This is a genomic window from Trichocoleus sp. FACHB-90 (assembly GCF_014695505.1).
GTDB lineage: Bacteria > Cyanobacteriota > Cyanobacteriia > Cyanobacteriales > FACHB-T130 > Funiculus > Funiculus sociatus.
This window is the reverse complement of record NZ_JACJOK010000054.1, coordinates 1-19,480: the sequence shown is the minus strand read 5'-3', so window position 1 is coordinate 19,480 and position 19,480 is coordinate 1. Positions and strand designations below refer to the sequence as shown.

Below are 19,480 nucleotides of genomic sequence, written 5' to 3'. Positions count from 1 at the left end.
GGATGGAGGAGTTAACTAATTTGTAAGTAATTGATTCTAAAAAATTGTTGTAAAGGGCGAGATACTGATGAAACGTGTAGCCATCAACGGTTTTGGCAGAATTGGACGAGCCTTCTTTCGCATTGCCGCATCTTATGGCGATCTGGAAGTTGTAGCCATCAACGATGTTGCCTTAAAATCAGACCAAGCAGCATATTTACTGCAATACGACTCCGTATATCGACGCTTCGAGAGCGAGGTGGGATATGACGATAAAAGTCTGATAATTGGCGACAAGCGAATTGACCTATTAGCTGAACGAGATCCCGCCGCCCTTCCCTGGAAAGAATCGGAAATTGATGTCGTTATCGAGTCTACTGGCATCTTCCGCACGGCAGAAAAAGCCGGAATGCACTTAGAAGCGGGAGCGAAAAAGGTAATTATCAGCGCCCCTGCTAAAGGTGCAGTTCCTACGTTCGTGTTTGGAGTTAATCACGAAAAATATGATGCTGAGCGAGATAATGTCATTTCAGCTGCCTCGTGTACCACCAATTGCTTATCCCCCATCGCCAAAATTTTAAATGATGAATTTGGCATTGAGAAGGCGCTGATGACTACGGTACACGCTTATACTGCCGACCAGCGTTTAGTAGACACTGGACATCCTGAAGAGTGGGCGCGGGGACGCGGTGCGGCGCAGAATATCGTCCCCACGACTACTGGCGCAGCAGTTGCAGTGGCGTTGGTGTTGCCGGAATTGAAAGGAAAACTTGATGGTATGGCTTTGCGCGTCCCAACCGCGACTGGTTCAGTCACAGACTTGAGTGCAGTGTTGGAAAAATCGGTGACGGTGGAGGAAGTTAACGACGCTTTACGCAAGTATGCCCGCGGTTCGATGCAGTCAATTCTCAAGGTGAGTGAGGTGCCTTTGGTGTCTTCCGACTGCGTGGGCGATCCTAGTTCGGCTATTGTGAATCTACCTTCGACTAGCGTCCTTGCCGATAACTTCGTTAAGGTACTGGCATATTACGACAACGAGTGGGGATACACTAACCGCTTGGTAGATTTGACTAGCTACGTGTAGGTAAGAGGCTGGAGCCTTTTCCCTCGTTCCTTGGCCCAGTTAGGGAACGAGGGAAAATTCGATGATCCCAAAGAAATTGTAAAAAAAATTACGAAGTGATGCAATATACCTCTTTGGGAGGTAGCGATAGCTAAAATAAACCTACAAGAGGAGAAAAAGCTATGGTTACAGCGGCTACAGAAAGGACTTCTCGGTTTTCTAAAGAGCGATCGCTGGTTCTGTGGTTAGATGAAGTTGGGATTGTCGATGTCCCAATAGTCGGTGGTAAAAATGCTTCCTTGGGGGAAATGATTCGACAACTGACCAAGCAGGGGGTCAGGGTTCCCGGTGGGTTTGCAACTACTGCCTATGCTTACCGACATTTTATTCAAGCTGCGGGGTTAGAAAAGCAGTTGCGCGAACTGTTTGCTGACTTGGATGTAGAAGACGTGCAGAACTTGCAGGAACGGGGAAAAAAAGCCCGGTCGTTGATTCTAAAAACGCCGTTTCCAAGGGAATTGCAAGAAGCGATCGCATCCTACTATCACCAGATGTGCGCAATATATGGTTATGATACCGATGTAGCCGTGCGTTCATCCGCCACCGCTGAAGATTTGCCCGATGCCAGTTTTGCCGGACAGCAAGAAACCTACCTGAATATTAACGGCATCAAAGACGTTTTAGAAGCCTGCCATAAATGCTTTGCTTCGATATTCACCGACCGGGCAATTTCCTATCGCCACACCAAAAATTTCGACCATTTTAATGTTGCCCTCTCCGTTGGCGTTCAAAAAATGGTGCGTTCAGATTTAGCTTCCTCTGGTGTCATGTTCTCCATAGACACCGAAACCGGATTTAAAAATGCTGCCTTAATCACCGCTGCTTACGGGTTAGGAGAAAACATTGTTCAAGGGGCAGTCAACCCTGACGAATATTTAGTTTTCAAACCTACATTAAAAGAAGGATTCCGCCCAATCATCGACAAACGAGTGGGTAGCAAAGAATTCAAACTAGTCTGCGACGTTGGTGGATGTAAAATCACCAAAAATGAGCGTGTAACTTTGAGCGAACAGCAAAAATTTGCCATCAATGACGACGAAATTTTGCAACTAGCTAAGTGGGCTTGTTTAATCGAAAATCACTACAGCCAAGTTCATGGCAAGTATACGCCGATGGACATAGAATGGGCAAAAGACGGCATTACAGATGAACTTTTCATCGTCCAAGCCCGCCCGGAAACAGTACAATCCCAAAAAGGTAAAAATGTCCTACGTAGCTATCACTTGAAATTGAGGACAGGGGATAGAGGACTTGCGGCTGGCCAAAAATCTTCCCAATTACCAATTCCTTTAGTTAGAGGCCGTGCTGTTGGGGAAATGATTGGACAGGGAAAAGCGAGAGTAATTCTCGATGTCCAGAAAATTGAATTGTTCCAACCAGGAGAAGTTTTAGTAACAGATAAAACTGACCCGGACTGGGAACCGATAATGAAAAAAGCCAGCGCCATTATTACTAATAAAGGCGGGCGCACCTGCCATGCCGCAATTATTGCGCGGGAGATGGGAATTCCGGCAATTGTGGGATGTGGGAATGGCACAGATATTTTAAAAACAGGTCAAGAGGTAACAGTTTCTTGTGCGGAAGGAGAAGAAGGAAGAGTTTATTCAGGATTATTGCCCTACGAAGTCCGAGAAGTAGCGCTAGAAAATTTGCCCCGCACTCGCACCAAAATAATGATGAATGTGGGCAATCCGGAAGAAGCATTTAGTTTCTCAGGTATTCCTAATGATGGTGTTGGGTTAGCAAGGTTAGAATTCATCATCGCCAATCACATCAAAGCGCATCCTTTAGCTTTGATTAATTACGACAAATTGGAGGATGAAGAAGCTAAGGCAAAAATTGCGGAAATGACTGTAACTTATGAAGACAAACCTCAATACTTCGTCGATAAATTAGCCCAAGGTGTAGCCAGACTTGCTGCCGCTTTTTATCCAAATCCGGTAATTGTGCGGATGAGCGATTTTAAAAGCAATGAATACGCCAATCTTTTAGGTGGTAAGCAATTTGAACCCGCAGAAGAAAACCCGATGATTGGTTGGCGGGGAGCATCTCGTTACTATGATGAGAAATATCGTGAGGGCTTTGCCTTAGAATGTCAGGCGTTAAAGCGGGTAAGGGATGAAATGGGCTTGACAAATGTTATCCCCATGATTCCTTTCTGTCGCACTCCTGATGAGGGACGCAAAGTGTTAGCTGAAATAGCGAAACATGGTTTAGAACGAGGAAAAAATAGCTTGCAAGTTTACGTGATGTGCGAGTTGCCCAGTAACGTAATCATGGCGGAAGAATTTGCTGAAGTTTTTGATGGTTTCTCCATCGGTTCTAACGATTTGACACAGCTAACGTTAGGTTTAGATCGAGATTCAGCTTTAGTAGCGCATATCTTTGATGAACGCAACGAAGCTGTGAAGCGGATGGTGAAGATGGCAATTGAAACCGCCAAGAAAACTAATCGCAAAATTGGAATTTGCGGTCAAGCGCCCAGCGATTATCCGGAATTTGCTAAGTTTTTGGTAGAGTTGGGGATTGATTCGATGAGTTTGAATCCCGATTCTGTATTGAAAACTCTCTTGATGGTTGCGGAAGTGGAAGGCGTTTAAATTTTGTAGGGTGGAGATTGCGTCCACCCTACACTTATTAATATGTTGAGGTTAATTAGCGGTTCGGTTTCTTTCTCAACAGCAAGGGATTCGCCTGTGAGGGCTGATTCATCAATTTACAAGTTCCGTGCTTGAATTCGCAAGTCTACGTCACTCGGTACTAAATCTTGTGAGGGAATTCGCAATTTTTGCCCGTCGCGGATGACGGTGGCTTAGGAAGTACGGTCAAGGAAACTAGCATTGAAATTTCCGATAGGGTTGAAAGGAAATTACAATGCTTCTCTCATTCCCAGTCTGAGACTGGGAACGAGAGATGAGAGAAACGAGAGAATGAGGGTCATAGAACTATAAAGTAGAGTGAGTGTCAAAGTGAAGGAAGATGGTCGCGAATCCGTTTGTGCCGCAAGATTTAGTAGGTAGACAACAAGAACTGCAACAAGTCAGCCAAATTCTCTCAATAGATGGCGATTTACTGATTACAGGGGTTCCTGGTAGTGGAAGGCGATCGCTTATTCGTTGGGCAGCACAGAAAGTGAAAGCTAGAGTGCTAGAAATTGACTGTCTGCGAGCCACTGATGGCAAGCGATTTCTGCAATTGTTCGCTGAAAGCTTGATGGCAACCTTCACCACACCGGAAGAACTGGCGTTAATTGGACAGTGGATTGCAGAACATCCTCTGAGTTTGGAGGAATTGCCGAATGGACAAACTCGTTTAGTTTGGCATCTATCAAACGAGGGAGAATGGTCGCTATTTCAAGTTCTGCTGAACTTACCGCAAGCGATCGCTGATAAACTTAATAGCCGCGTAGTGATGGTTTTTCGCAATTTTCCCCACATCCGGTCTTGGGATAGAGATGGCAAATGGGAAGCTTATCTGCGTGAAGAAATCGCCATACATACTCATGTCAGCTATGCGCTAATTGCTACAGTCGGAGAACCTTGGGTGCAAGATAGTAACTTGCAGGTTGTCTGTTTAGCACCGCTGTCTAATCAAGAACTCAGCGCATGGATTGAGACAGCAATGAGCTTACAGGGATTGAAATTTGATGCAGATGGTTTAGCGCTATTTTTAAGCTACGTTCAAGGACATTTAGGGGATGCGATCGCGCTAGCTAGACGAATTTGGCTGGATTGCCGAGTTTTATACGGAAGCCAGAAAGAAGGACTAATCCAACCCCACCACGTCCATCGCAGTGCTTTAGCATTAGTTGAAGATATATCTATTACCTTCGAGTCACTGATTTTACTGCTACCTTCCAGCCAAGTTCGGGTACTAGAAAGTTTAGCTCTTGACCCCACAGATAGCCCGCACAGTCGCGAATACATCCAAAAACACCAACTTTCTAGAGGTGGCTCTCTCCAAGGTGCTTTGGCAAGTTTAGAACATAAAGGTTTGGTATACGGCGCTAAGTACGGCTACCAGATAGCTTTACCTTTGCTAGGTTTCTGGCTAAAGCATAGGATTGGGGACTGGGGGCTGGGGACTGGGGACTGGGGGCTGGGGACTAGGTAAGACTTTTCCCCAATCCCCAATTCCCTGCCTTACATCTTGCACTAAGCCCTAAACTAAAGTTTAAGGCTCAAAGCTAAAACCCGTTGAAACGGGTTAAAATTCTGACTTTAGTTAGCTTTAGCTAACTTTAGCTATGAGCCTCGAAATTTATTTCAGGGCGGTTTTTTGGGTAGGTATAAGACATGAGTTGCGACAATATTTCTATGCAAAAATACTCAATTACCATCTCGGCTTGGTCGCTTTTAATTATGTTACTCTGCACCTTGCCTGCTCATGCCCAAAAAATCTCCCGTCCCCAGCAGCAGCAATACTCTGTCGAAGAAGTTTTGCAACAACTCGCCAAAACCAAAGTCATCTACTTAGGCGAAACCCACGATAATCCTGAAGATCACAAAGCCCAGTTGGAGATTATTCAGCGACTATATCGGCAAAATTCTAAAATAGCGATCGCAATGGAAATGTTCCAGCGTCCTTATCAAAGTGTACTCAATCAATATCTAGCGGGGAAAATAACCCAAACCCAGTTATTAGAACAAAGCGAATATGAAAAACGCTGGGGTTTCCCGTGGGAATCTTACGCCCCGATTCTGAGTTTTGCCAAGGAAAATAATTTACCTGTTTTAGCCTTAAATACTCCCAGTGAAGTAACGCGCAAAGTCGCACGCCAAGGATTAGAAAGTCTGACACCAGATGAGAGAAAGTACATTCCGCCATTTAATGAAATTCGCACCGATAATTCCCAATATCGCCAAATGGTGCAAGAGTCTTTTCAACAGCATCAAGTAGCCGGACACGGAAATAGTGCAAACTTTGAGCGTTTCTTCACAGCGCAGGTGCTTTGGGATGAAACAATGGCAGAAGGAATTGCCAAATTTGTGACAGCAAACCCAGATTATCAAGTCATTGTGTTGGCTGGACAAGCTCATATTATTTATGGCTATGGTATTCCCAGCCGCGTTGCGCGACGCTTGGGAAATAATATAGTCCAATCCTCAATTTTACTCAATCCATCGGAAGTCATGCAAGCTTCAAGTGACAAAGCGATCACTGACTACTTTTGGGTAACTTCTGAGTGAGAACTGAGTTAAGAATAAAAGTTCGCAAAGATAAACGCAGAGGTAGCGCTGTTACGCTACCTCTGCGTTTACTTCTTATTACCCAAAAATTGCACCAAGGGTTGAAAAACTGGCACCAATTCGGGACGAGCAACGGTTAAAGTGGGGAAAGAGCGATCGCCATAATCCTCTCCTTCTTGCAAAGGAAACACCGCTTCATCCTTCAGGGACACCCAAACCCCGCCAGCAGCGTGTAAAATTACCCACACTGCTGCAATATCCCAAATTTTCGGCGTAGACTCGACACCGCCGAGGGTAGTACCCGAAGCAACAGCAACAAAGTTGTAGGTAGTGACACCCAGCATCCGAATTTTACAGGGGAAAGGTTTCTGCAAAATAGAGGTACTTCTGGCACACAAGCAGAAAAAGTGATTCTGGCTAGGAGAGTCAGGGCTGGTGTGAATCGGTTGATTGTTTAAAAAGGCACCATTTTTCTCTCCCCCGTTGTACCAAAAGGCGTGAAAGGTTTGGTTGATGGGGGGAAAATGTACGTACCCGAAAACAGGTGTACCTTGATACAACAAACCCATTGAAATTCCCCAAATAGGAATTCCCCGTGTAAAGTTTGTTGTACCATCGATGGGGTCAATCACCCAACACCATTCGGCACCATAAAAAGTGTGTTCGGCTTCTTCGCTTAAGACATCGTGACTGGGAAAAGCTTCAGCGATCGCTTCTCGAATTTCCCGATCCGCCCACTTATCCGCTTGCGTCACTAGACTCCCATCAGCTTTTTGGGAAGCTTGCACTTGCCCAAAATCTTGCATTAGCTGCTTGCCAATTCTAGCCGTAGTCTCATTCGCAAACTTCAAAACCTGCTCAAAAAAATCGTTCATAGTTGATAGTTCATCGCTAATTGCTAATTGCTAATGGTTCATGGCATCTTCACAATTAGCAATTAGCCATTAGCAATTTATCAGTCTAATTCACCTTCAAGGACAGTAGCGATCGCAACTTTTGCATTGTCGCGAAATTCTGTCACATCCACCTGAGAGAGAAACACAACCGCTACTACCATTCCCACTGCTTGCAGTGCAAACACCAATCCATAGGCTAACACCAAGTTAGTAGTAAATAAACTTTTACCCACATCCAATACAGCACCACCCGTAACAGTTGCGATTGCCCTTGCCATTGCCTGTGATAATCCCCAAGCACCGATAAATGTACCAGCCGTTTCCGCCGCAGTCAAATCCAACATTAAACTAACTGCGCCTGTTGTAGTAACACCGGAAGCCAAACCAAATAATAATAGCGCTCCCTGCAACAACTTCTGATTGTGGGTAAATCCGGACAGGATAATTAATCCAAAAGTTGCTGCTACCAAAAGACAGCCTAATTTAGTTGTTTTTTGCTTTCCTAAACGAGGCACAATTAAAAATCCCGTGATACTAATCCCAAGTAGCGTTCCTGTTCCCCAGTAAGCATTTAACTTAGTAGTTTCCGCAACTTGCATTCCGAAAACTTCGCCTCCATAGGGTTCCATTACTGCTTCTTGCATAAATAAGCTAATTGTCATCACGAGCAAAAAGGTGAAAAATATTCCCGTTTGCCGATTAGCCGTTAATACTCGCAGCGCTTTCCCTAGAGTAATTTTGTCTTCCCGGTCTACTAAAGTAGAACGAGAGGTATAGCGGGAATATTTTTTTTCAACGCCCACTGTCGCCAGTAACGCCAGCCCAAACACGGCGACGGGGACAATCATAAACAGTTGATTTACTGATGCTTGCAATTCAGAAAGTGGTGCATCTGCGGCAACTTTTTTGAGCAAAGTACCGCCGATAATTGCCCCAAGAACAATTCCCACCATCAGCATAGACCAAACAATTCCGACAAGTTTGGAACGGTTATCTTCATCGGAAACATCCACCAACAGCGCTGCAAAGGGAGTGGAACTCATACTCAGCGCCAAACCATAAAGCGCGAAAATCAGTGCAAGTACCGCAGTCCAACCATAAGTTTGAGTTGTCCATACCCAACCGCCAGCAGCTTGCACCACATTACCCAGCTGCCACATTACTTGTACAGCTAGGAAGGATGCGATCGCAAACAGCGCCGCCCCTACCCACACATAGCCCGTGCGATGGAAACCAAATAACGGTTTAGAATCTGACATCTGCCCAAACCACACCCGCGCTGGGGCGATAAACTGGTGCATCGCAATAGTACCAGCCGCAATTGTCGCCGGAATCGCCAGTTCCCCAATCATCACTCGGTTCAGGATTCCCAGCGCCAGCACCGCCATCATCCCCAATCCCATCTGAAACAAGCCGAGTCGGAACATGGTGAACAAATTCACTTTCTTGATTGTTCCAAGCGGTTTCGGCTCATCTGGCTGTAAATTTATATCACCTGTTGCCATATTTTTTAAAAGGAAATCAATACACGCATTACTGTTTTTACGCTTCGGTGCAATTTTTTCTTAGCGCCCTTTTTAAAGGGGTTCTGCTCTATAAAGTTGCACATCACGCTGTTTTAATTTCACCATAGCCCCCAGCAACTATCTGCAACGATAAACTGAAAAATATAAACTTTTGTAAAAAGTATTACCAATGCAAACCATCACGTTAGCGCAAAATGGCCCCACCTTCACTGCTGTAGGTATCGGCGCTTGGGCTTGGGGCGACAAGCTATTTTGGAACTATGGCAGCGACTACGGGGAAACCCAGTTGCAGGAAGCTTTTGAAGCGACTCTGGATTCCGGCGTAAACTTCTTTGACACGGCTGAAGTGTACGGCCCAGGAAAATCAGAGGAGTTCTTGGGAAAGTTCATGCAAGAAACTGGGCGCACAGCCCAGATTGCCACAAAATACGGCCCTTACCCTTGGCGAATTACCGGACAATCGGTGTCAGATGCTTTAACCGAGAGTTTAAAACGTCTGCGGGTCGAGCAAGTAGCGCTTTATCAGGTGCATTGGCCTTTCGCCTTCCTGATGAGTCAAGAAACGCTGATGAATGCCCTAGCGGATGAGGTGAAGCGGGGCAGAATTGCTACAGTCGGTGTCAGCAATTACTCAGCCGAACAGATGAAAGAAGCTTATCAGCTTTTAGCGGCTAGAGGCGTACCTTTGGCTGTAAATCAGGTGCGGTACTCGCTGCTGACTCGGCAAGTCGAGGCTAACGGCATTCTCGACACGGCGCGTCAGCTAGGTGTGACTATTTTGGCTTATAGTCCTTTGGCTCAGGGTTTACTGACTGGCAAATATAGAATCGAGGATGGCAAGGAGCCGACTGGCGCACGTAAATTTGATTCTCGCTTCAATCGCAGCGGTTTGGAGAAAATCGAGCCTGTGATATGTGCGTTGCGTAAACTCGGAGAAAAGTACCAAAAAACACCCGCTCAAGTTGCCCTGAATTGGTTGATTGCCCAGGATGGGGTGATTGCGATTCCGGGGGCGAAGTCAGCGGAACAGGCGCGGCAGAATGCTGGGGCGCTGGGTTGGCAGTTGAGCGCCCAGGAAGTTGCCCATCTGGAACTTTTGAGCCGCCCTTGGCGAAATTAATTGAGGCTGAGCCTCGAAGAGTCTGGTTCCCAGGCTGAGCCTGGGAACCAGGAGGGGGAGGCTCTGCCTCCTCAAGAAATGCAAAATCCTTGCATCCAAAATTGATAGAGCGATCGCATCCTATGAAAATCTTCTCAGATTGGGGCTTCTCCCGCGAAGGCTGGCGCAATAATCAAAGAGGCGAATACTGGGTAGTAGCTCAGGCAATTCTCATCGTCGGTTTTGTCGTTTTGCCAGTCTACCGTCCAGTTAATTTCCCTCTTGACAAATTTGTTAACTTAAGGATTGCTGCTCTACTAGGACTGGTGGCATTAGTGCTACTTGCCAAAGGATTGCTAGATTTGGGACAGCAGCTGACTCCCTTACCTTATCCCAAAGACAACGGGCAGCTAGTTCAAACTGGTATCTACAGCATCGTGCGCCATCCCGTCTACAGTGGCTTAATTTTGGCTGCCTTAAGTTGGGCAATCTTCTTCGTCAGCTTGTCCCACCTGGTAGCCGCAGCTATCCTATTCGTCTTTTTGGATGCCAAAGCCAACCACGAGGAAGGATGGTTAACGCAAAAGTACCCAGATTACGCAAATTATCGGCAACAAGTCAAAAAGCTGATTCCCTGGCTCTACTGAGCAAACCAAACCAGTAGGGGGTAGAATGGCACTGACTTGTATAGCCGTGAAATAAATTTCACAGCTCAAAGCTAAAACCTGTTAAAACAGGTTGAAATTCTATATATAGTGAGCATTAGAGTCCGTTTTAACGGACTTGAGCTTTGAGCCTCGAACTTTAGTTCAGGGCTTGAGCGCAGGGCAAAAGTTAAGTGCCAAAGCAGTAAAGGGTATCACACTTTGTCTACCACTCTGATTTTTTTTGCCCAGGTGTAAAATTGCCACATGAAGTTTTACTAAGTTGACAGTTCAGGATAAAATTGCACAATGGTGTGAGTAAGCAGAAATATCTATTGATGTCCACTCTTTCATCAACACTGACCCGTCCTCAAAATGTTGGCAACTCCCATCTGGGGAGTAATGTATCGCCTTTGTTAACCAAAGCTGTGTATCAAACCGACCAGCAAGTAAAGTTCTTGCATTTGCAAGTGGAAGTTGAAATTCTTTTGCAGCAACTGCAATCACTTAAGAAGCAGCGTCTAACATTAGATTGTCAAGATGCGGCTTTCTCCGATGCCATCGGTAACAAAAAGCTATAGTAGTAAGGTTTTGTCCTTCTTAAGTGCGGTTTGTAACCCGGTCAGCAACCGATAGCTGACAAAAACCATTGCCTGCCACTAATCCGCACCGGGCAGGATTTTTTTGTGCATTGATGGCTGAATTCACTTAACAGATACTTAGAAAATTTTTTAATGACTCTATCGACGATCAAAGTAACCGACACCAACCTCGTATCTGCGACAACTGCTGAAACTCTCCGCCTGAGAGATATTTTGAAAAGTCTGCCGCGTGAGGTTTTTGCCAAAAATCGTCAGAAAGCGTGGACGACCGTGGTAATCAACGTTTTAATGGTGGGATTGGGATATTGGGGGTTAGCGATCGCGCCCTGGTATCTGACACCTTTGCTGTGGATATTTACAGGCACAGCGTTGACAGGTTTTTTTGTAATTGGCCATGACTGCGGACACCGCTCATTTGCCAATCGCCGCTGGGTAAACGATTTGGTGGGGCATATATTTATGTTGCCCTTGATTTATCCCTTCCACAGTTGGCGAATTCTGCACAATTACCATCACGCCCACACTAACAAGCTTGAGGAAGACAACGCTTGGCAGCCCTTCCAGCCAGAGTTTTATGACAGTATGCCAAAGGCGGGACAGTGGGGCTATCGCTTAATGCGGGGCCGGTTTTGGTGGTTAGCTTCGATAATCCACTGGTCGATGATGCACTTTGATTGGACGCAATTCCAAGGCAAAGAGCGGCAGAAGGTAAAATTGTCGGCACTAGTAGTTTTGGGATTTGCCAGCGTCGCCTTCCCCTTGTTAATAGCGACAACTGGTGTTTGGGGATTTGTTAAATTTTGGCTCTTACCGTGGTTGGTTTACCACTTCTGGATGAGTACCTTTACTCTGGTTCACCACACCGCACCAGAAATTCCCTTTACTCCCGCTACGCAGTGGAATGAGGCGCAAGCGCAGCTATTTGGCACGGTTCACTGCGATTATCCGCGTTGGGTAGAATTCCTTTGCCACGATATCAACGTTCACATTCCTCATCACATTTCCACAGCAATTCCCTCCTATAATTTGCGACTAGCGCATAGCGCTATCAAAGAAAAGTGGGGAGACTCAATTCGCCAAACTCGCTTCTCTTGGTCTTTGATGAAGCAAATTACCGACGAGTGTCACCTGTACGATTCAGAAGACTATTACAAGTCTTTCAATGAATATCACGCAGGTAGCAAAAATTAAACTTTAAACGCTCTCGGTACGCAAAGTAATATCTGTGCGTACCGAGAGTGTTTTAAGAAATCAAGACTTGTTCATAACGCGATCCAGCGCTTTCCCAGGTATACTCTGTTTCTACAAGCGATCGCCCATTTTTCGACAACTCTTCTCGCAACTGGGCATCTTCAAAAAGTCGCGCGATCGCATCCACATATTCTCGTACCCCGTTAGCGCGTAACGCCCGTAAAGGTACGCCTTCACCCTCAACTGCTAATCCTTCCAAACCGCGATCGCTTCCCACCACAGGCACCCCAGCAGCCATCGCCTCTAGAGTTTTATTTTTTATCCCAAACCCGGTGCGTAGCGGGACAACACAAACAGTTGCGGAGTGTAACTGTTCTGCCATCGAGGACACTTTACCCGTAACTATTACCCCCAAGCGATCCGAGAGTGCCTTGACTTCAGGCGTTGGTCTGGCTCCTACAATACTAAATGTGGCATCAGGATAACGCTTTTGCAGTTCTGGCAAGACTTCTAAGGTAAAAAACCGCGCCGCGTCAATATTGTGGGAAGCATCCATCGCCCCCACAAAGACTAGCTGGTGTCCACCGGGATCTTTAGGACGATAGGGAAACAACTCTAGATCAACGCCATTAGGAATTACCCTAATTTCAGCAGCAGGATTAAACTGAAGCATTTGCTGCCGATCGTCCTCTGTAGTGACTACAATGTTTGAGAATTTAGTGCAGTAGCGTTTCTCATAACTGTACAAGATTGAGAGATATAAGCGATCGCGCAAAGCATTAGGAGAAGCCCCCATTTCCAGATGGTTCTTACTCCAGCCATAAACGGAACTATGAATATCTACCACCGTCCGCACTGAATTGCGAAATTCTGGGCTAACGTAGATTTCATTTACACTATGTTCGCAGGTAATCGCGTCACATTTCCCAGCTTTGACATAGGTATCCACCCAAGCTTGCATTTCTGGTGAGTAGCGATGCAAAACGTTTGGCGGCGTTCCCTTAACCAGTGACTCTGTAAAGCGTCCCACTTTCCCCAATAATCCACCTTTGGGTTCCGCAGGAATCGGAAAAATCACCAAGTCGCTTACCCACTGACGAAGTTCTTCTACTTCTGCATCCGATACCCCGCTGTGGCGTTGCGTTACCAGTGTGATGTTATGACGCTGGTGCAGGTATTTTAACAAGTTAAAGGTTCTAATCTCGGTTCCCCCCCGGCTAGGCGGATAGGGAAACGTTGAAGATAGCATTAAAATATTCATAAAAATTCGTTTAGTCTTACAGATTTGTCGCTAACTTTGACTTGCATCAGCTTTTTCAAGAGCTGCAATGAGTTGAGTTTTATTCATACCTGAAAATCCCTTGATATTCCGTTCTTTTGCGATCGCTTTTAAATCCTCCTTTTTCATTCCAGTGTAGTCCGGTTTTTTAACCGGAGGCGTATCATCTTCCTCGGTTCCTACTTTTACTGGCTTATTCAGGATTGGTTCAATTTTTTCTACAAATTCATCAATATGTTCACTTATCCTGTTGCTAATCAGTTGAAGTTTTCTATCTATCAACTTCTCAATTTCAGGCAATATACTTTCAATTTGTATTACCTCCTTTGATGATTCAACCGTATTTAAAGGCTGTGTGTCAGCAACTGGTGACTCATTATTAATTTCTCGATTTCTCAGGACTTTAACCTGATCCATGAGAACTTTCTCATTTTCTGATTCAATAATGAAAGCTCCAATCATTTCCCCTTTACGAGGATCTATCTCACGAGCCTTAACAGCGGCGTAGTATTCAAAGTGTCCATTAACTACCTCATAGGATTCCAGACTGGTTCTGCGAATAACTGGGGGATTAATAATACCTTCAGCTTTTAAAATTAACTCAGCAGTCCGATTTAACTCATCCTCTAAAAATTCTGCACGGGGAACATTAGAGTTAATTTTTTTTACTGCTACGAGCGAAGTAGATAATTTCATGCAGTTAGTCCTATTTCTTGCAAAACTTCTTTTGCTAGTAACTCAAATTCCTTGGCTGAGAGGGAATCTGGCTTAAAATCAAGTACCGATATTGGATCTGGTATTTCTATATTACCTACAATCTGCATTCTTTCGGTACATTTTGCCAGTTCCTCTCTTTCATAAATAACGCTTTCCATTACTTTCAAATCGTAGCGTTTGGGAATTACCTCTAAGCGCTTTGGTAAGGTATATTGTCCAAATCTGGAATTGGTAGATATTTTACAAGGAAGAACACCTAATATTTCAATAGGTGGCTTATTGAGAAATTTTCTATACCCATTAATTGTTTTAACAAAATCTTTGACGTTTACTAACCCTTGATTAGCAAACGGTTTTAGATCCGAAGGAATAATTAGATAATCAGCTGTAATTAAGGCGATTCTGGCATAAAGGTTTAAAGATGGTGGCGTATCAATAATTACAACATCATATTGACCTTCTACTGCTTTTAGTTTTTGCAAAAGCATTATTTTACTAGAATCTTGTTGATTTAGCTCGGTTTCGTATTGCATTAAACTGATGTGGGAAGGCAACACATCAATTTCCGGACTACTATACTGAGATTTCTTAGCAACTTCGTTTATAGGATAAAACTCTTCTGACTGCAATAGATGACGAACATTGCAATCTTTTACCTCATCTAGGTCTTCATCATCAAATTTTGCTAAACCTGCTGCAAAGGTAGTGTTAGCTTGGCTATCTAAGTCAACAATAAGGACTTTTTTGCCTTTCTTCCTGATAGCGGCGGCTAGGTTGACTACGGTTGTTGTCTTGCCTACGCCGCCTTTGTTGTGGTAAATTGCAATTGTTTTCACAGTATGTTGCCTTTTCTCTTTTATAAGTTCAGTAGATTGGGGTTGAGAATTAATTGAATCCGCTTGTACGTTTGTTACTTCAATCGAAGGGGTTGCTGGTGACTTTTCAGAGGTAGGGATTTGGTTTTCATTGGGATTAATCTGGATATTTTCAATTTCAGTAGGTTTTTCTTTTAAGTTCTCTCTACCAATGAGAGTTTTTATTTCGTCTATTTTAGAGCTGATTTCTCTGCCGGAACAGTTAAATACTAACTGAATATCATCCTGTAGTTTCTGGTAAATTCTAACTTCCTTGCCATTTGTTAGCAATCCATATTCTACATTTAAACTCGTTAAGTAGCGCTTGAGCCTACCAGTATGTCTATTTAAGTTTTGATTAGGATGCTTTGCCTCCATCACGACACTTAACGGAGAGTTGTCATCCAACACAAATGGAACAACTTGCGCTGCAAATGCCAAGAAGTCTAATCGAATGCTGCCAACGGCAATCTCTTGATGCCAATTTTCTGGAGTGTATCCTAGCTGTGGCAGCAGATATTGAACTATGAGTTTACTTTCTACTTCGCTCTCGTTGCGGCAAAGCTCAGGATTAAAGTTCAATTCTGTACTTCCTTAATAACATTGCACTGATTGGAACCTTAAACCTACTCAATAGAATGAAGTTTTCCGCGCCAAGGCGATCGCTAACCTGAGATGATGTTCTTTCATACTTGTATGAGTGTAGCCTCGCACGTCTGACAGCAGCAATAGCAAATTTGAGCGATCGCGTATTTTTCCCCACCACGCGATCGCTTAAACTATCCTTTAATTAAAAAAAATTAACCGCGCTTGAACAAACCAGAGAAGCTGTTCTTCACCTTATCGAAAGTCGATTGGAAGAAGTTAGGTAAAACTGGCTCTTGAGGAACCGCAACCTCAATCGGCTCATCTGCAAATTCAGAACCTTTGAGACGATAGCCATATTCCAATTGGCTTTTATTCTTGCGTAGCACTGGATACAGGCGTAAGGAGGCTTCGCGCAAGTTCTCCTCTTCTTGAAAGATGGCTTGATTAATCTGGCTGGTGCGATTTACTGCTAGAGAACCCGCTGGATACCAGTTCTTTTTACCCTGAGTGCGAATGTATATATTAAATTCTGGTACGCCGTCCGACTTCAATTTGTCGTACTGCTTGGAGGCTTGAGTGCGTTTAGAGGCGGATTTGGTTGGTTTTTTGCTTGTCTTGCCTTTGCCGAATCCACTATTAGTTGTCATAAATCTTGTTTTCAGGTATTTACAAAATTTTACATAATTTTAAGCATTTGCGATCGCGCAAGGCGGATGCGGTTCTGGCGTACAACCAGCTAGAGTGCTTGAATTAACCAGAGCGATCGCGCTTCTGGGGAATATTTCACAGCATCTATAAATATTCAGCCATGAGAAACGAACTTGAGAGAGAAAGTTAGGTTTATCGCTCTCATAAGCCCAAAGCGGTTAATATATTGCAGCGATCGCCTTCTCCTTAGTTAACAAGGGAGACACTGCGATCGCAAAGTCGGTGCAACTCTTCAAGGCGCACTATTGCCTTCCGACAAAGAATCCAAGATTATTATTAAGGCTGTAACAGTTGACCAGCGATCGAGTGCCGGGGATTCGCTGTAAGAGCGAGCATCACCCACCAGAGGAGCGAACACATGGGATATGTCATTGCAACGGTAAACATGAAAGGCGGTGTCGGTAAGACGACTCTCAGCGTCAACTTGGCGACTTGTTTAGCCAAAACTTATGGGAAGCGGGTTTTAGTTGTCGATCTAGACACCCAAATCAGCGCTACGCTCAGCCTAATGTCGCCACAAGACTTTGGCAAGAGCCGGAAAGAAAAGCGCACATTAAGGCAACTGGTTTACAAAGCAATTAGACCAGAAATTCCCAGCAAGTTGTCAATTCAAGATATCATTCAACCTTACGTTTGCACAGTCAAAGGACTCGATTTATTACCGGGAGACATTGACCTCTACGATGAATTTTTAGTTTCCGAAATGCTCCATGAAAAAGCGATGAATGGGGACAACAATAACTTCATCGAAGTCTGGAATAACTTTGAAAGGGAATTAATCAGAGGAATTTTAGAGCCGGTTATTAAAGACTATGATTTCATTATTTTGGACTGCGCTCCCGGCTATAACCTCTTGACTCGTAGCGGTATCGTTGCCAGTAATTTTTACTTGCTACCCGCTAGACCAGAACCCCTATCAGTAGTAGGAATTCAGCTACTGGAAAGACGGATCAACAAATTAAAAGAAAGTCATGGCACTGAGAGCCTGCTGAATCTGCGAATGATGGGAATTGTCTTCATTATGTCAGGGAATATACTCAGCGGCAGATATTACCAGCAAGTTATGCAACGAGTCAGCGAGGATTTTACTCCCACCCAAATTTTCAAAACCAGAATCCCAATGGATGTTAATGTTTCCAAAGCTGTTGACAGTTTTACGCCAGTAGTTATCTCAAATCCAAGTTCATCTGGCTCCAAAGCCTTTATCAAGTTAACGCAAGAATTCTTACAGAAGCTACAGGTTTCTAGTGGTACCTATAAAACCCCAGAAAGCAAAATAAATTTATCCGACTTGGATTAATTTAGTAATTCAGCAAGGGAGAAAAAATAATATAAATTTGCTTACTTGCTGAAAAGCCTTTCCCTTCAGTATGTGTAGTTATAGGTTGGGTCTTTGGAACCTCAACCCAACCTAATAGCTTAATGTTACTTAGTAAAAGTAACAGCAGTTGTTGCAACTGTAAAATTTGGTTTCGTTCTCTTGTGGTTTCCAGAGAGCCTGCTAAAGTAAGAATTGAAGCTGAAAAGCTTCTCTGACAGATACCACAGCGCAGTTCATATTCGACTTGAGAGGTAAAAAACGCTGTTTAATCTAACATCTGTCTCGTCAAAAAACAACAGCAGCACCCCACCTAAAGACTGATATTTCCTCAGTTACTGACTAGGGAGCTATGCAACTAAACTTTATTAAGTTAGTGCAACTCCAGGTCTAAAAGCCCATGAGAGGAGATCGCTCAGTGAGTTTCGTTGGGGTGCTGTTGTTGCATTTAAAGCCTTTTGCCTTTTAATAAACTGTCTCGTCTTCTTTGCGCCACGCTGGATCGACAATACAGATAAACACCAGTGGCTCTTTTCCGCAACTATGGATAAATTGCTTTGCATTGGGTGGAATATACACCGCATCCCCAGGTTCGACTAACTGGGTTTCATCATTAATGTGCATTTCACCTGCGCCGCTAATGATGTAGTAAACCTCAGAAGTTTTTAAAGAGTGCGCTACAGATGTTTGTCCCACTGGGAGAACGGCGTGAGCTAAACTATAGCGCAACTCTATCGGCTGTTTATCTGGGTGCAGTAATTCTCTTAACTGAGTGCGATCGCCCGCAATAAATTCCTCACAAGCACTAAGCTTTTGAATCAGCATTCTCGAAGAATAGTTGTTCGTACAATACTATCTTGCCATCCTACAGCGAATCTGGAGAATGTAGAGAATAACCGGGAACTGGACAATAGTCGGAGCAGTTAATCGCTTCTTCGGTTAAGGCATCGCTGGGCTTTACCGTACACTTGAGGCGATAATCACCAGTGAAATATTGACAATTAACACAGGGTATACTATGCAAGCGCTGAGTTTTGGAAACACCCTGTGCGATCGCGCTAGAGATGTTCCAGACAACCAAAATTGTCATCATCCAGGCGCAAAAAAAGCACACTGGCACTAAAATCGGGCTGATTGCATGAACTAGAAAATATAGAAGTTGAAACACAGGCTATCTCTGGAAGACCAGGCAAATATTGTTATACCAATAAAATTATTTCACTTGCTCAGGTGTATTCCTCAAGCTTAAGGCATATTTGTGTATTTTTGTAAAGATTACCTTTGGCTTGCACCGCAGAAGTATTTTTAAAGATTATTCATTAGCGGGACTTAAACAAAATTCAAGCCAAAATCAAGCTAAAGCTAGCGATATCCGCGACAAGTAGACCCCGGTTCTGGTTCAGCCACTAGAAAAACCGATAAGAGATAGTTGTTCTAAATCCCTACAAAACCTCAACAAAGGTTTATTAGCCCAACGTCTTTGTAGTCCTCCTGTCAAACGTTGCCATAAAACTAAAGTATAGGTAAGCTGTTGCGCTTTTAAATTACGTTAATAGAATTACCTTTGTTTTTAAGCTTACGCTCCCACTTAATAATCAACTCGCCTTCATTTAAAAGTCGATGTAATAAATACTCAAGTTCTTCAATAGAGGTAAAAAGACGATTAGCTACATATTCTTTTGCCGAATGCCACACTAATTCAATTAAGTTATAATCTGGACTATATTCTGGGAGGAATTCCAAATGAATATTGGGCATTTCTTCTTC

Annotated in this window: 18 protein-coding genes; 9 read left to right on the top strand and 9 right to left on the bottom strand. The window is 44.1% G+C overall.

The annotated features are described in order from the left end of the window. The first annotated feature begins 64 nt into the window (after positions 1 to 64). From gap to H6F74_RS15600, 4 genes are all read left to right on the top strand, one after another. Positions 65 to 1,063: a type I glyceraldehyde-3-phosphate dehydrogenase gene (gene gap, locus H6F74_RS15615; protein WP_190442830.1), complete on the top strand. Its 999-nt coding sequence runs from the start codon at positions 65 to 67 to the stop codon at positions 1,061 to 1,063. Positions 1,064 to 1,224: 161 nt separating this feature from the next. Continuing rightward, entirely contained in the window at positions 1,225 to 3,702 is a 2,478-nt protein-coding gene (ppsA, locus tag H6F74_RS15610) for a phosphoenolpyruvate synthase (protein ID WP_190442677.1), read from the top strand. A 379-nt stretch (positions 3,703 to 4,081) separates the two neighbouring features. Next, positions 4,082 to 5,215 carry an ATP-binding protein gene (locus tag H6F74_RS15605; RefSeq protein ID WP_190442675.1) on the top strand — a complete coding sequence of 378 codons (1,134 nt, stop codon included), beginning with the start codon at positions 4,082 to 4,084 and terminating at the stop codon, positions 5,213 to 5,215. 182 nt (positions 5,216 to 5,397) lie between these two features. Beyond that, a complete protein-coding gene (locus tag H6F74_RS15600) occupies positions 5,398 to 6,291 on the top strand; it encodes a ChaN family lipoprotein (RefSeq protein ID WP_242022126.1) in 894 nt (297 codons plus the stop codon). A gap of 68 nt (positions 6,292 to 6,359) precedes the next feature. Here H6F74_RS15600 and H6F74_RS15595 read toward each other — a convergent pair whose 3' ends face one another. Both H6F74_RS15595 and H6F74_RS15590 read right to left on the bottom strand, forming a co-directional pair. Continuing rightward, positions 6,360 to 7,166: an inositol monophosphatase family protein gene (locus H6F74_RS15595; protein WP_190442671.1), complete on the bottom strand. Its 807-nt coding sequence runs from the start codon at positions 7,164 to 7,166 to the stop codon at positions 6,360 to 6,362. 80 nt (positions 7,167 to 7,246) lie between these two features. Then, entirely contained in the window at positions 7,247 to 8,692 is a 1,446-nt protein-coding gene (locus H6F74_RS15590; protein ID WP_190442669.1) for a BCD family MFS transporter, read from the bottom strand. Positions 8,693 to 8,882: 190 nt separating this feature from the next. On the opposite strand from H6F74_RS15590, the gene H6F74_RS15585 reads away from it, so the two are divergent. From H6F74_RS15585 to H6F74_RS15570, 4 genes are all read left to right on the top strand, one after another. After that, positions 8,883 to 9,833 carry an aldo/keto reductase gene (locus H6F74_RS15585; protein ID WP_190442667.1) on the top strand — a complete coding sequence of 317 codons (951 nt, stop codon included), beginning with the start codon at positions 8,883 to 8,885 and terminating at the stop codon, positions 9,831 to 9,833. A 122-nt stretch (positions 9,834 to 9,955) separates the two neighbouring features. Then, positions 9,956 to 10,459: an isoprenylcysteine carboxylmethyltransferase family protein gene (locus tag H6F74_RS15580; RefSeq protein WP_190442665.1), complete on the top strand. Its 504-nt coding sequence runs from the start codon at positions 9,956 to 9,958 to the stop codon at positions 10,457 to 10,459. Positions 10,460 to 10,794: 335 nt separating this feature from the next. After that, positions 10,795 to 11,037 (top strand): hypothetical protein, encoded by a 243-nt coding sequence (locus H6F74_RS15575; RefSeq protein ID WP_190442663.1) that lies wholly within the window; start codon positions 10,795 to 10,797, stop codon positions 11,035 to 11,037. A 153-nt stretch (positions 11,038 to 11,190) separates the two neighbouring features. Further along, positions 11,191 to 12,249 (top strand): fatty acid desaturase, encoded by a 1,059-nt coding sequence (locus H6F74_RS15570; RefSeq protein ID WP_190442662.1) that lies wholly within the window; start codon positions 11,191 to 11,193, stop codon positions 12,247 to 12,249. Positions 12,250 to 12,301: 52 nt separating this feature from the next. Here H6F74_RS15570 and H6F74_RS15565 read toward each other — a convergent pair whose 3' ends face one another. From H6F74_RS15565 to H6F74_RS15550, 4 genes are all read right to left on the bottom strand, one after another. Continuing rightward, complete coding sequence (locus H6F74_RS15565) at positions 12,302 to 13,510, bottom strand: glycosyltransferase family 4 protein (RefSeq protein WP_190442660.1); 1,209 nt, start codon at positions 13,508 to 13,510, stop codon at positions 12,302 to 12,304. 30 nt (positions 13,511 to 13,540) lie between these two features. Continuing rightward, complete coding sequence (locus H6F74_RS29395) at positions 13,541 to 14,224, bottom strand: Rho termination factor N-terminal domain-containing protein (RefSeq protein ID WP_199301275.1); 684 nt, start codon at positions 14,222 to 14,224, stop codon at positions 13,541 to 13,543. Then, a complete protein-coding gene (locus H6F74_RS15555) occupies positions 14,221 to 15,681 on the bottom strand; it encodes an AAA family ATPase (protein WP_190442659.1) in 1,461 nt (486 codons plus the stop codon). The genes H6F74_RS29395 and H6F74_RS15555 overlap by 4 nt, the downstream gene beginning before the upstream one ends. 218 nt (positions 15,682 to 15,899) lie before the next feature. Next, positions 15,900 to 16,334 carry an HHL1-like protein gene (locus H6F74_RS15550; RefSeq protein WP_190442657.1) on the bottom strand — a complete coding sequence of 145 codons (435 nt, stop codon included), beginning with the start codon at positions 16,332 to 16,334 and terminating at the stop codon, positions 15,900 to 15,902. Positions 16,335 to 16,753: 419 nt separating this feature from the next. On the opposite strand from H6F74_RS15550, the gene H6F74_RS15545 reads away from it, so the two are divergent. After that, positions 16,754 to 17,695, top strand: a complete 942-nt coding sequence (locus tag H6F74_RS15545) for a ParA family protein (protein WP_190442655.1) — start codon at positions 16,754 to 16,756, stop codon at positions 17,693 to 17,695. 483 nt (positions 17,696 to 18,178) lie between these two features. Here H6F74_RS15545 and H6F74_RS15540 read toward each other — a convergent pair whose 3' ends face one another. From H6F74_RS15540 to H6F74_RS15530, 3 genes are all read right to left on the bottom strand, one after another. Continuing rightward, positions 18,179 to 18,538, bottom strand: coding sequence for a cupin domain-containing protein (locus H6F74_RS15540; RefSeq protein ID WP_190442653.1), 360 nt, complete (start codon positions 18,536 to 18,538; stop codon positions 18,179 to 18,181). Positions 18,539 to 18,578: 40 nt separating this feature from the next. Then, positions 18,579 to 18,881, bottom strand: a complete 303-nt coding sequence (locus tag H6F74_RS15535) for a hypothetical protein (protein WP_190442652.1) — start codon at positions 18,879 to 18,881, stop codon at positions 18,579 to 18,581. Positions 18,882 to 19,252: 371 nt separating this feature from the next. Continuing rightward, positions 19,253 to 19,480 (bottom strand): transposase (locus H6F74_RS15530; RefSeq protein WP_190442650.1); only part of this gene is annotated, 228 nt, incomplete at its 5' end.

What these genes read in the sequence shown, in the direction of transcription:
- H6F74_RS15595 (WP_190442671.1), bottom strand. Translation starts at nt 7,166, where the DNA reads ATGAACGATTTTTTTGAGCAGGTTTTGAAGTTTGCGAATGAGACTACG.
- H6F74_RS15580 (WP_190442665.1), top strand. Translation starts at nt 9,956, where the DNA reads ATGAAAATCTTCTCAGATTGGGGCTTCTCCCGCGAAGGCTGGCGCAAT.
- H6F74_RS15600 (WP_242022126.1), top strand. Translation starts at nt 5,398, where the DNA reads ATGAGTTGCGACAATATTTCTATGCAAAAATACTCAATTACCATCTCG.
- H6F74_RS15540 (WP_190442653.1), bottom strand. Translation starts at nt 18,538, where the DNA reads ATGCTGATTCAAAAGCTTAGTGCTTGTGAGGAATTTATTGCGGGCGAT.
- H6F74_RS15545 (WP_190442655.1), top strand. Translation starts at nt 16,754, where the DNA reads ATGGGATATGTCATTGCAACGGTAAACATGAAAGGCGGTGTCGGTAAG.
- H6F74_RS15585 (WP_190442667.1), top strand. Translation starts at nt 8,883, where the DNA reads ATGCAAACCATCACGTTAGCGCAAAATGGCCCCACCTTCACTGCTGTA.
- H6F74_RS15570 (WP_190442662.1), top strand. Translation starts at nt 11,191, where the DNA reads ATGACTCTATCGACGATCAAAGTAACCGACACCAACCTCGTATCTGCG.
- H6F74_RS15550 (WP_190442657.1), bottom strand. Translation starts at nt 16,334, where the DNA reads ATGACAACTAATAGTGGATTCGGCAAAGGCAAGACAAGCAAAAAACCA.
- H6F74_RS15575 (WP_190442663.1), top strand. Translation starts at nt 10,795, where the DNA reads ATGTCCACTCTTTCATCAACACTGACCCGTCCTCAAAATGTTGGCAAC.
- H6F74_RS15565 (WP_190442660.1), bottom strand. Translation starts at nt 13,510, where the DNA reads ATGAATATTTTAATGCTATCTTCAACGTTTCCCTATCCGCCTAGCCGG.
- ppsA (WP_190442677.1), top strand. Translation starts at nt 1,225, where the DNA reads ATGGTTACAGCGGCTACAGAAAGGACTTCTCGGTTTTCTAAAGAGCGA.
- H6F74_RS15605 (WP_190442675.1), top strand. Translation starts at nt 4,082, where the DNA reads ATGGTCGCGAATCCGTTTGTGCCGCAAGATTTAGTAGGTAGACAACAA.
- H6F74_RS29395 (WP_199301275.1), bottom strand. Translation starts at nt 14,224, where the DNA reads ATGAAATTATCTACTTCGCTCGTAGCAGTAAAAAAAATTAACTCTAAT.
- H6F74_RS15590 (WP_190442669.1), bottom strand. Translation starts at nt 8,692, where the DNA reads ATGGCAACAGGTGATATAAATTTACAGCCAGATGAGCCGAAACCGCTT.